The organism is Verrucomicrobiia bacterium (assembly GCA_023953615.1).
Classification (GTDB): Bacteria; Verrucomicrobiota; Verrucomicrobiia; order Limisphaerales; family JADLHS01; genus JADLHS01.
This window is the reverse complement of sequence record JAMLJH010000001.1, coordinates 239,416-252,274: the sequence shown is the minus strand read 5'-3', so window position 1 is coordinate 252,274 and position 12,859 is coordinate 239,416. Positions and strand designations below refer to the sequence as shown.

Annotated in this window: 4 protein-coding genes; 2 read left to right on the top strand and 2 right to left on the bottom strand. The window is 59.7% G+C overall.

Translation table 11 applies throughout. From position 1 onward, the window contains the following. Entirely contained in the window at positions 1-3,708 is a 3,708-nt protein-coding gene (locus M9920_01010; GenBank protein MCO5050870.1) for an NPCBM/NEW2 domain-containing protein, read from the top strand. A gap of 475 nt (positions 3,709-4,183) precedes the next feature. Continuing rightward, positions 4,184-5,107 carry a hypothetical protein gene (locus M9920_01005; GenBank protein MCO5050869.1) on the top strand — a complete coding sequence of 308 codons (924 nt, stop codon included), beginning with the start codon at positions 4,184-4,186 and terminating at the stop codon, positions 5,105-5,107. A 45-nt stretch (positions 5,108-5,152) separates the two neighbouring features. On the opposite strand, the gene M9920_01000 is transcribed toward M9920_01005, so the two are convergent. Beyond that, entirely contained in the window at positions 5,153-6,937 is a 1,785-nt protein-coding gene (locus M9920_01000) for a hypothetical protein (protein ID MCO5050868.1), read from the bottom strand. A gap of 66 nt (positions 6,938-7,003) precedes the next feature. Then, on the bottom strand, positions 7,004-12,505 hold the full coding sequence (locus tag M9920_00995; protein MCO5050867.1) for a lamin tail domain-containing protein: 5,502 nt from the start codon (positions 12,503-12,505) through the stop codon (positions 7,004-7,006). Positions 12,506-12,859: the final 354 nt, after the last annotated feature.

Below are 12,859 nucleotides of genomic sequence, written 5' to 3'. Positions count from 1 at the left end.
ATGAACAACCATTCCAGTCAGCACCCCGATTCACTTTCCAAATGGCCCGGCACGATGGTCGCCGGCGGCGCACCGCGTCACCGACTGCTTCCGCGGGGCGCAATGGCGGGGGCGCTATCGCTGACGTTGCTTCTGGTTTTGGCGGACAACGTGAGCGGACAGGAGGCGGGTTCGGTGGAATATCTTTCCGCGCATCCCGAATTGCTTTTGGCGCATGAGCAAGCCTGGGGGCAGCTCGGTCTGGATGTCGCGGCGCATGAAGCGCATAAGACCGGCGACCCGTTACGCATCGGCTCGCAAACGTACACGAACGGGCTGGGACACCATGCCAATGGTCAGGTCCTGGTGCTGCTGGGCGGGGAGTTCGCGCGCTTTGAAGCGGAGGTGGGTTTGCAACCCTGCAACGGCGGCAGCGTGATTTTTCGCGTGCGGGCGGACGGTAAAATCCTCTTTGACAGCGGTACGTTGCGCAATGGCGACGCGCCGAAACCGATCAACGTCTCCGTGGCGGGCGCGCAGGAACTGGCGCTCGAAGTAACCGATGCCGGTGACGGTATTTCCTGCGACATGGCCAATTGGGCCAACGCGCGACTCACCCGTTCGGGCAAAGCGCGGCCGCCGATGGTGTTGGATTCGGTGGACCTCGCTCCGTTCGCGCAGGTGGTCGGATCCGACGCGCAACGCACCAACGGTGCGACCGCGGATCGGTTGCAGGAATTCCGGGCCGAGGACCTTTGGCTCGAAACGGAACTCAAGCCCAATGCCGACGGCAGTTATACTCTCGCTCCGGATGCAAGCGGCGTTGTGTGCGTTGGTTTGAAGTGGTTCGGCAAACGCACTCTGCGCGAAGTGCGGCTGCGGCTAGCGAATCGCGCTCATTTGCCGCCGCCCGAGGCGGTGCGCGTGCAGGGTTGGTTTGGCGAATCCGCATGGCAGGGCAACTGGTGGCCGCTTGCCGGCGAGACTTCCATCGAGAACGATGAAATCGTCGTGCGGCTGGCGGCTCGATCCCCCACGGGTGGTCTGCTGCAAACACGCAAAATCCGCTGGCTGCTGCCGACGCGGGAAAAGTCCCTCACTCTTCGCAACCTCAAAGCGTTCACGCGATCACGTTGGGAACCGGTGAAGGTGGTGGCCGAGGTTGAAAATGCGCCCGCTGGCGCGCTCGGTCGGGTGCGGGTGTTCAGCGGCGAATTGCTGGCGACGGACGACCAACCGTCCGCGCGCGCGACGGATTGGAATGATTGGAAACTGAATCAGCCGCTCGCGCTGCAATTGAAGTATGCGTTGCCGTCCTTCCTCAAGGGCGATGCCACCCGGCTGCAATTTCAACTGCCAAACGGTGGTATTGGCGTCGCGATTGAAGCTTTGATGACCAATGGCTGCGTTTACGTGCCGAGTCACGGTTTGTATGTGCGCCTCGCGGAAAATCCCGCCGTCGCGCCGACGTTGGCCGAATACAAGCGACGCATCAGCGGGCGCAGAACCATCCTCGACGAAGTGCGCGCGCTGCCGGAGCAGACGTTGGCGCAGGCGATGGCGAAGACCCATCACGCGGCGCAGGATGAAGGGCCGGTGATGTTGTCCTTGTCGTGCGATAACACGAAATACGTGATCGAGCGCAATGGTGACGTGCGCTTTCCGGTCGCGCCGCCACAAAACAACGACTGGTTTAGCGGGGCGGGGCTTCTGCATTTCACTTGCGGTAGCGGCCAGCCGGAACGCACCAGTCGCACGTTGGATGGCGGTTGGCTGCCGATTCCGGTGATCATGATTGAACGGGACGGGGTGCGCTACACGGAGCGGGTGTTCGTTGCGCCTACGGATGCCGATGGCGCCGATCCCGCGCGACTGAATCGCGATTCGGTTTGTGTGATCGAAACCACGATTGAAAATCTGCGCGCCCAACCAACCGCAGCGAAACTCGCGCTGGCCTTCCGAGGCGTTGGAGCTTCGGCCTCACCAGCGGAGCTCCGACCGGAGAATTCGACCCGCTGGTCGGCCCGGCTCGGGACGACTCACGTTGCGGTGGTATTGGATCAAACCGATCCGACCGTCGCAACGAACGAAGCCGGTAAACTGGCCTGGTCATTCGAGTTGCCCGCCAACGGCAGCCGTCGGGCGGTGGTATATCTGGGCGATGCAAAGGTGAATTCATTACGACTTGCCGATGCGGCGGACTTGCGAACCGCGGTGGAACGGTACTGGCAGGCGGTGCTGGCGACCGCCACGCAAATTGATACGCCGGACGAATTGCTCAATCGCGTCATCCGGTCGTCCCAGGTGCGTTGCCTCATCGCGGCGCGGAATGAAGCGGATGGGGCGCGCGTCGCGCCGTGGATTGCGGCGATGAGTTATGGGCCGCTGGAAAGCGAAGCACATTCGGTGGTTCGCGGCATGGATTTTCTGGGGCATCATGAATTTGCGCGGCGCGGACTGGATTTCTTTATTCATCGCTACAATACGAACGGCTTTCTCACCACCGGCTACACCACCTTCGGCACGGCGTGGCATCTGTGGACGTTGGGCGAGCACTTTCAACTGACCCGTGATCAGGCGTGGCTGCGCCAGAACGCGGCGGAATTGCGCCGCGCGGGCGATTGGATTTTGCGGCAACTGGAAAAAACCAAACGCTTCAATGCGGACGGAGCGCCGCTGCCCGAGTTCGGTTTGATGCCGCCGGCGGTAATGGCGGATTGGAATTCGTTCGCCTGCCATTTCATGCTCAACGGTTATTACTACGCGGCGTTGCGCGAACTGGGGCAGGCACTGGAAAACATCGGCGATCCGCGGGCCGGGGCCTACGCGCAAGGAGCGGTCGGGTTGCAGCAGAACATCCGGCGCGCCTATGACTGGACGCAAGCGCAGTCGCCCGCGTTGCCGTTGCGCGACGGCACGTGGATTCCGCTTTACCCCTCGCAGGTTCACAGTCCCGGCCAGCTTGCGGACTTTTTCCCCGGTGATGACGTAGGACGAAGCTGGGCTTACGACGTCGAACTCGGTGCGCATCAACTTATACCCACCGGAGTGTTTGCGCCGCATGATCCCGAAGTCACCCGCCTCCTGAACCACCTGGAGGATGTGCAGTTTTTGGGCGAGGGCTGGTTCGATTATCCGGCGGCGGAGAACGCGCGGGATTGGTTCAACCTTGGTGGCTTTGCAAAAGTGCAGCCTTACTACTGTCGCAACGCGGAAGTTTATGCGCTGCGCGACGAGGTGAAGCCGTTCCTGCGCACCTACTTCAACAGCCTCGCGTCGTTGCTCAACACGGAAGTGCTGACGCTCTGGGAGCATTTCCGGCACAGCGGCGCGTGGGACAAAACGCACGAGACCGGTTATTTTCTGCACCAAACCCGCCTGATGCTGGTGGAGGAGCGCGGTCACGATTTGTGGCTCGCACCGTTGATCCCGAGCGCCTGGTTGGCGAACGATAAAACGCTTGCCGTCCAAAATGCCCCGACCCGGTTTGGTCCGGTGAGCTTCCGGGTCGTTTCGCGAAATCAAGCGCGCGAGGTTTCACTGGAAATCCATCCGCCCCTCCGAGGCCAGGCAAAACAAATCGTTCTGCGTCTGCGTCATCCGGAAGGACGCGCCATCGCCAGCGTCACGTTGAACGGCCAACCGCACTCCAATTACGATGCCACCTCGGGCACAATCTCCTTTCCGTCGGCTAGCGCGCCCCTGACGGCTTTGGTGCAATTCAAGTGAAGCATCCGTCCGGGCGGGCTAAAGCGGTTTAATCAAAGTTGTAGCCGTCGAACCAAATGAGCGCAACCCAATGAAGGCTGAGTCCGAACGGGGAAATCGTGCTTATGTCCGCGAGGTTTTGGACTGCGGCAGTCTTCTGCCGCTTTCCTGTCGTCCGTCGATGATTCCAAAGCGGCAGCGGGCTGCCGCAGTCCAAGACGCTGCCGCGCGGGTGCTCGTTCCGAGCCAATGACGGTCGTCAATTTGATGCCAACGTTTGGCTTGAAGTTGGGAGGCCCGCTGCGTCAGATCGGCGGTTAGAGGAATACAGAAAACGCTCTAGCCTCGGGGATTCGGCTTGGCGTTGACCTTCCAACAGCGTGGCTTTCGCCCAACCGGTGAAGCGTGGCAAACTCCAGAGGAAGTGAAACAACAGCGAAAAACCTTGCGTTTTCCGACCGATTCTGATACGAATCCTTCAGTTACGCCACCACCTATGAAATTGCTTTCAATATCTTTCGTTACCGCTTGTGTTGCTGGTTTATTCACCGCTCAAGCTGAAATCAACCTCATTGTTACTCAAGGTGAGGAAACCGATCTGGCCGCCGCTTTTTCCACGACGGATTTGATTCAAGGATTGATACCCACAGTGCTGCCGGGGGATAAGGGGTGGCATCCAGCGAATACGGATCCGTTGGACCAATTGGCGGCATTTACCGATGGGGAAGGAATGCGTTATACGGGGTTGACGGGATTGCTGGCCGATTATCCGGGCGATGGTCTGCCCGCCAAGTTGCTGCTCTACACCTTGCCTGCTCCAGCCGACATTGACGAAGTCCGCGTGTTCACTGGAAACGAAGGTCGTGACGGGCGAGTTTTTCATACCTACACGGTGCGTTTCTCCTCGGATTACGGGCAGACTTTCGGCGATTTTATTTATGTTCAATCCCATGATTCCGGGACGGTAAACAATAACTCGTTTAACGTCTGGCGCGTCGTGCTCTCGCAACTGACTGATTCCGAAGGTTCGCTGGCGCGTGGCGTGACGGACATCGAGTTTAATTTTTATGCGGTGGACAACACCCAGGGACAAATGCGTGATCCTTTTGGCGGCGAGAATTTCTTTACCGGTTTTGATGATGGCTTGTCGGTGCCGGTGGCGTCACCGCTGGTGTGGGAAATTGACGTGCTGGGAACGGTGGGCGGACCCAAGCTGGAGGTGAACTTATCTACTAATGAAATCGAACTCACCTGGCGGATGGAAAATGGAAATCCTATCGTGCAAACCGCAAGTCAACTGAACATTCCCGATTGGGAGGATCTGTCACCGCAACCAAACATGGTTGTGGACGGCACTGACTATATCGCACGGATTCCCCTTGGCGCGGGCGCGAAATATTTCCGCCTGCGGATTGAGTGAATCAGCGCATCACGTAAAACTCTCCGACGCGCTCCCAGCGGTGGATTACTGCGCATCGTAGTACTGGCGCACGGCTTCCATGCCCACGTCCGGATAATCGGTCGCAAAGCTCGCCACGCCCAAATCCATCAGGCGCTGGAAAACCTTTGCCTCGCGCTGGCCCCACGGTAGTGTTTGAAACAACACGCCGTGTGCGCGCAGTTCATCGCCCACTGCGCGCAGGAAGGTTTCGCTCGGATAAAACGTGCCGTCCGGAGCGGTGTTCACGTGAATCTGCAATTGGTCAATGCTGGCGAAGTTTTCCGCCCGCAACGCGGCGATACGTTGCGCCAATTTTGCCTGCGGCCCCTGGGGATCGTCCGGCGAACCACTCACCCAACTGCGCGGACCGCCCATCCAATGCAGCGTGCGCGAACGCGGCGCGACCTGACGCCACAGTTTGATTTCCTCATATTTCGTGCTGGCTAGAATCAACTGCGGATGCACCGCGATGGTTTCGGCGGCGAGTTGATGAAAATCCACCTGCTTGATGTCAATGTACAGTGAGCGCTCCGGATGCGCTTTCAAGATCCGGACCATCTCGGTCAGACTGATCATGCGTTGCCCGGCAAACTGTTCGTGGCGAAAGCGGCCCACGTCCAGCTTTTCCACTTCGGCGTAAGTGAGATCGGCGACTCCCTTCTTTTTCAAGTCCTCGGGCGCGTCCGGGAGAATGCGCGCGAAGTTGTTATCGTGAAACGAAACGATTACGCCGTCTTTCGTGCGACGTAAATCCGCTTCCGGCACGCAGCCCAATTTCCAGCCCAACTCGAACGCCTCCCGCGAGCCTTCCGGCGCCAGGTCGCCCGCGCCGCGATGCGCCTGCATGGTGAACTCACGCAACGGAAGGTGATCCCGCACGTTCCAGTTGGTCACTCCCCGACGGTAGTATTCCCGCAGCGCCGCCTGCGCGACATCGGGTCGGTCCGTGCCGAATCCGGCCGTGCCCAGATCGAGCAGGCGAAAATAGGCTTCCGGCAACTCGGGCACGTTCCACGGCATGGTTTGAAATTCAATGCCGTGCTGACGCACTTCAACGGCCGCGCGGCGAATAAAATCATCACTCGGCACCATCGCGCCGGTATTGGTGTTGAAATGACAATGCACCTGCAAACGGTTGATGTTGGTAAAACCGCTGGCGCGAAGTTTGGCGAAGCGTTGTTCCACGGGCGCATCATTGGTATTGCCCCAGGTCCCGACCCACAAGAACGCATCACTGCGCGGGGCCACCGCTTTCCAGCGCGCGCAATCCGCCTCCGAACCAGTGGCCAGAATCACCTGATCCTGCACCTCGGCCGTTTCGCGGGCCATCTGCGCAAAGTCCACGTTCTTCACGTCGAGATAGGCGGATCGTTTGCGATCTTTTTTCAACGCGGCCACGATCTCCGCAAGGCTGACAATTCGTTGCCCGGCGAACTGCGCACCGCGAAACGCGCCGATATCCAGTTCCTTCGCCTCGGCGTAAGTCAGGTCTTCGAGTCGCTTTTTCTTCATCGCCTCGGGAGCGTTCGGGAGAATGCGCGCGAAATTACCATCGTGAAACATCATCACGTGACCGTCCTTGGTGGTGCGCACGTCCAGCTCGGGGATGCAGCCCATGCTCCAGGAAAGCTCCAACGCTTCCATGGTGTTCTCCGGCGCGAGGAAACCCGCGCCGCGATGCGCCACCACCGAAACCCGTTCGAGCGGGAGATTGCGCACGTTCCAAACCGGCTCGGCGGCGGGGGCGATGGAAATACAGATCAGGGTGGCCGCGGCGACCCAACCTACCGGTTCAAATAAAACTTTCATCATCTTGCTGTTGCGCTGCTGTTGCGATTTGCGTTGCCGTGATTGAATCGCCAATCTGTGCTGTACTCACGGACGGCGTGGAGTCACCAGCCGATAAAACCGGTTGGTGTGGTAATCGAAATCAATCACCGTTTCGTCTCGATCCACGGGCTGGGCCACGAGATCCGTCAGGCGCGTCCAGCTTGCCGCCGGAAGCGCGTCGGTAAATTCAATGGTGTAAGTTTTATCGGCGCGAGCGTGGAAGGTCAATGTCGCCACCGCATCCGCGGTGATGGAATCAATTTTTAGGTAACTGTTGGGATCGGCGGGATCCGTGCCGGCAAGATATTCCTGCCAGTTCGACAAGCCATCGCCATCCAGATCCAGTTGCGCATCCGCCGCGTTGTTGGGCGCGAGCCCATGCGCGCTTTCCCAAACGTCCGGCAGCCCGTCGCCGTCCGCGTCAGCCAGGAAGGTAAGAATCGCCGGGGACTCCACGGTCTGAGCCACGCCGGCCGTGTTGGTCACCCAGACGGTGTAGTTGGTGAACGGCGGTTGCGCGTTGGGAATGGTGAGGAAGGCGATGTGGCTCTGCAACCAGGCGGAACCGTCGGGCACGGGCGCTTGGTTACGCTGCCAGGAATAGTGAATCGGCAAAGTGGCGGTATTGGTGATCGCCACACTCAAAGTAACCGTTGCCCCGGGCACAACCGACTGGCTGAGCGGTTTTTGGATGATGACGGGCGGTTTGCCGGTAAGGAGATACTGGCCCGGCGTGGGCGAACCGGAAGTCCAGTTGATCGGATCATTACCGTACGCGGTTGGCAAGATTCGTTGCAACGAGGCGCCGCTGCCATTGGCGGCGGCAGGCCACGGAAATTCGTCGTCGTAGCGAACCTCCTCGACGGTGAGGTAGGGCACGCCGCTGTCATCGGGCCGATCGGGCCGTTGCAGTTGTAATCGCTCGCCACCGTCTTGAAGCTGGCCGCTGACCGGCCCCAGCACTGGCACGCTTACCGGGACGGAATACTTGGCGCGAAACGCAACGGGGTCCGTATTGACGATCAGCGCAAGTCCACCGGGCGGCAGCACGACATTCGTGGGAAAATCAAACGCCAATCCTTTCAACTTCCAGGTGTTGGTTGGATTTTCGACGTCGAACAGCGGCTGGGCGGTGGTGCTGATGTTTTGCAATTCAATGAATTCCTCACCTCCCGGCGCGGGATGATACATGATCTCGGTAAAAACCACAGGGCCGACGCGCGGTCCAGAATTCGGGCCGCCCAAGGTCGTGGTGATTTGCGCCGGAAATTGCTCCTCCCCGGTGCTATTCACATAACGCCCGAAGCTGACGCCATTGGCGGCGGCGCCAAAATTAAGGCCGGGTCCGTAACCGGTGAAGTTGCCCGCCGCATCAGCCGCTGTGAGATAAAGGTCTTCCCCGTGCGAACTGAGCGAGAAGTTAAAGGCGGTCGGCGGCGTGGGATTGAAGTCCGCTTCGGTAAAGACCAGATAACCGTTCGCGGGGATAATGGTGTTATCGGGGATACGGAATTTTTTGGGCGCGGCGCCGTCATCGCTGAGAAACCAGCCCCCCACGTTGACCGGCTGAGTGGAAGGATTGAACAGCTCGATGGAATCCACTTCTGGCAGATCCGTGTGAGTCAGAATTTCATTGATGACCACGTCGGGCCAGGCGGGGGCCGGATCATCCGCTCCAGGTGAACCGCCCGGCGCGGCACTGGTGCGCCAATTGGCGCCGTTGCCGGAGTTGGGACGCGCCACCGGATCGCGCGGCACCGCGGAGAAACCATAGCCATCCGCCAAGAGGGGCCAGGGCGCGCGATCGCTGTAATCGAAATCAAACAGCGTCGTGGTGCCACTGGAAACCCGGAGCGTCTCGCCGCCATTGGCGAGTTTGCCGGTGTAAACGCCTCCGAGAGCGACACCGGGATAACGCGCCTGGAACGCCGCCGCATTCGGTGAAAGCACCGCAAACCCACCCGGAGCCAACAGACTGCCGCCCGGAAAAGTGAAGGTGATTCCCGCCGTGAACGACACGCCGGCAAGGTTGAGCGTTTCAGTGCCGGTGTTTTTAAGCTCAATGAATTCCAAATCGTCACTGGTCCACGAACCGAACGGCGCGGGGTTATACATGATTTCGGTAACGACCAGCGTCGTCAGGTTCTGTGGCGTATAAAAGAAAGCCGAGGTCAATCCGCTCCAATCGCCGCCGTTCTTGATTCGCGCCTGCACCTGCGTCGTTGCGTGGAGCACGAGGGGAGCGGAATAAACGTGCGCCGCCGCAGACAGACCGCCGCCGCTGGCCCGCGGATCGGAACCGTCCGTGGTGTAATAGATCGTGCCGCCGGTGCCGGTCAGCGTGACGTTGAACCCGTCCGGAACCGCGCCGCCATCCTGGTTGAACGTCGGTGGGCGCAGGTAATTTCCATCCATCCAATCGGCCCGTTGCGTGAGCCAGTTTTTAAGTTGGTTCAAACGATTGTCCCATTCGCCAACGCTGGGCATGCCGTTCAACAGTGACTCCGCCGGAGTAATTTCCGCCGCCTGCCCGTCAATGATGGCGGTCATGGCGGCATTGCTCAGCGGGCCGCGCCGCAGCTCCCACCACCGATCAATGTAAGCCTGCAGAAAATCTGGATCCGCAAACAAACGCGGATACCAGAGCCGATCCGAACGGTGCATCAGCGAACCCGTTGGCCCCCCGGAGATGTAGTACGCGCTCCAGTTGTAATCCCAACTCGGCCCCATCCGCAGTTTATCGTCGTCGCCCTTCCACGGAAACATGCTGATGAGCAGGCCGTCCCCGTTGCGGGTCAGCACGTTCATGATGAAGTAATCAATGAAGTCCCGCTCGACGATGTAGCGGCGATATCCGTTTGTTGGATTGAGCCAGAGCGCATCGTCATAGAGCACATCCTCGAACTGTTTGAGCCAGGCTTCGATGGCGGCGCGTTGAGCGGGATTGATCGAATAGCCCTTCGGATTATCAAAGTTAAAGTAGGCGTTCCATTGCTGCGGTTGATCGTCGCCGGGCACCGTGCCGTAGGAAGTATTCGGGGCGGTTTCCACGATGCGATTCGGTCCCGCCGTATGAAAGAACTGCGGTTGAGTCGCGCCATTGGCCGCCGGCCAACCATCCTCCGGCTCGGGGTCCATGCGATTAATGTTGAGCAACCAACCGCCGGTCGAGCCATCGGCGGAGAGCTTCTGGAAATTCAGCCGATCCTGGCCGCGGGAAACCCGCTCAATAATGGCGTAAACCCCGCGCCGATCGGCCAGCGTAAGTTCCCCGCCGTCATCGTTGACGAAAGCTTCCACCCAGCGAAAGCGCACCGCGTAGTTCCCCATGTGCTGACTCAGCTCGTAGGCGAAGGTGTTGAACAGCAATGCCGGATCGCGGGACTGATCCGGATCAGGATAGTACAGCACCCAATCCGCATGCGCGGGCAGGCCGAGCGGGGAAACATCCGCCTCCTCACCTTCCTCGTCCTGAGCCTCGACGCTATACGGTTTCTGTTGCCACTGCGACGAGTACGCGCCGCGACCCCGGATGCCGATGCGCGTGAACATTTGCGGCGGGTTGGTCAGCGAACTTTCGCCACCGCTGCGCTCGAACGTGGCCCAGGTTGCAGATTGACGATGCACTTGTTTGATGCCGGCGCCGCTGGAAGTCCAACCTTTTTGAGGAATGACACCCGCGCCGAAATTTTCAATGACCATGATCGGCAACGGCGAGGTATAGCCGACCAACTCCGGCGCGAGTTTGATGAAGCTCGTGCCACTGATGCGACTCACCCGGTCTTCTTCAATGGTGACGGCGCGAACGCGAGTGGTGGTGGTGATCAGGATGGGGCTGGTATAGAGCATGCCGTTGGTCGCTGTGGGCACGGAACCATCCAAGGTGTAACGAATTTCAGCGCCCGGCTCGCTGGCGCTTAGACCAAGTTGAAACGGCTGCGTAAAGGTGCCGCCCGCCTGAGTAAATTGTGGCGCGTCAGGCGGCGGCCGTGTGGCGTCGTTGACCTGACCCGGCGTGGGCACACCGAAATACTGAACGAGCGCGGGGTCCGCTCCGAGCAGTCCATAGGAAATGTCAGTGCGCTGCGGCGGGAAGGCGGGATCAAAAGCGTGCAATACGATTGGCCCGGGACCCACCAACGCGAGGTATTCGCCCGCATTTTTCAGACGAAAATTCGTGTGCAACGTCGCACCCGGCATCGAACGGTCTTTACCGGAAGCGAACACGACGAGATAGGCTTGCGCCGGCAGGTTGGTGGCCGGGAAAGCCCATTGCGTTGGATCGTTCTTGGCGTCGGTGAGAAAATAACCCGCCAGATTCACCGCCGTCGCCGTCGGATTGTAAATTTCAATCCAACCCGAGTGTTCTCCATCTTCATCCGCCAGAATGGTTTTGTCATTGGCCATCAATTCGGAAATGACCAGATGATTGGCGGGCTGCACCAGATGCACCCGCACCTGCGCATTGGTCGAACCGAATCCGTTGCCCGCCACCAGCGTGTAGGTGGTTGTTGCTGGAGGTTGGATGTTGGTGCTGCCGATTCCGTTGACGGTCCGCGCCGTCACGTCGCCAAGGCTGGGAATAATGGTCAGGGATTGGGCGAAGTCCACGCTCCAGGCGAGCGTGGCGGTTTGACCGCTGTTCAGGTAACTGGGAGTGGCGGAAAAAGTTTTAATCACCGGAGCCGGATTGACCCGAACGGTCAGTTGCTTCGATACCGCCCCGCCGTTGTTCGTCGCCGTCAACACGTAAGTCGTCGTGACCGTGGGCGCGAGTATGATTCCCGGCAGCCCCGAGACGTCCGCGCCGTTAAGCCGCAACGCATCCGCATTTTGCACGTCCCACTCCAACGTGGTGGAATTGGGCGTGTAGATCACTTCAGGCGTGGCGGTGAAGTTGACGATGACCGGCGGATGCACGATGTCGTTGAACTGATCGGCGTGGTTTTTGATGACCTCCTCGGAAACCAATCCCTGGTAAACGGTGAGGCGATGCACCGTGCCCACCATGTTCTCGGTGTTGCCCACGTTCGCGCCCAGCCAGCCTGCCCCGGACGGCATCTGGAATCCGGCGTCCACATTGACGCAAGTGCCCGCCAGCGTGCCATTGCGGTAGAGACTCATCGTGCGGCCGCCGGCATTCCAAACGTAAGCGATGTGCGTGGGGACGGTGGGACAAGGCACGCCCGGATTGAAGCTGTAATCGGCCACGCCAAGTTGCGTAAACCCGAGCTGCCCGGTGTTGTTATAGAGTTCGTAACGAAGATTACTGGCGCCATTGGCGCCAACCGCCAGGTACGCTGAAGTGGTCGGACCGGGATCCCCTTCCAGAATAAATTCCATCGTCACGCTGCCTGAACTGACGCCAAAATCGCAAGCGGCGCGATCCGTGCCATCGAAGGTCAACGCGGAAGTCAGCCGCGCAATGGGAGTCAAACCACCCGCCGCATCGCTGGTAATCAGCGCGTCATAAGTTGCCAGGGAGGCTGAGGCCGAGATAACGCCGCCAGCGAGGACGAGGATTCCGCTCCAAAGTTTTACATTCATTTTACAACCGGGCAAAGATTCACGACCGCAGCGCCAAAGTCAAAAACCATCGCCTCGCCATCGCCTCGCGCCTTGCCATCCTTGGGAACTCAAAAGTTTTGCCGTCGGGACCGGTTGGCAGAGATCGGCAGGCGTACTGACGTCCCGAGCCGAGCGCGTTACCGCCGCGATGGACGATGGGGTTGCCCGCGTATTTCTCGAATGGGCCGAGCGGCGACTTGGCACTGCCGTATTCGGGTGAATTCGCGCGCTGCCGGAATAGGTCAGATAGCGTTCTTACCTGTGGTGCGAAAATTCGGCAGGTCTTGAACTGCGGCAGCCCGCCACCGCTTTTCTTCCGTCGCGCCAGTGGCG

Bases quoted from the DNA above. Each gene is read 5' to 3' on its own strand.
- M9920_01010 (MCO5050870.1), top strand. From the start codon at position 1: ATGAACAACCATTCCAGTCAGCACCCCGATTCACTTTCCAAATGGCCC.
- M9920_01005 (MCO5050869.1), top strand. From the start codon at position 4,184: ATGAAATTGCTTTCAATATCTTTCGTTACCGCTTGTGTTGCTGGTTTA.
- M9920_01000 (MCO5050868.1), bottom strand. From the start codon at position 6,937: ATGAAAGTTTTATTTGAACCGGTAGGTTGGGTCGCCGCGGCCACCCTG.
- M9920_00995 (MCO5050867.1), bottom strand. From the start codon at position 12,505: ATGAATGTAAAACTTTGGAGCGGAATCCTCGTCCTCGCTGGCGGCGTT.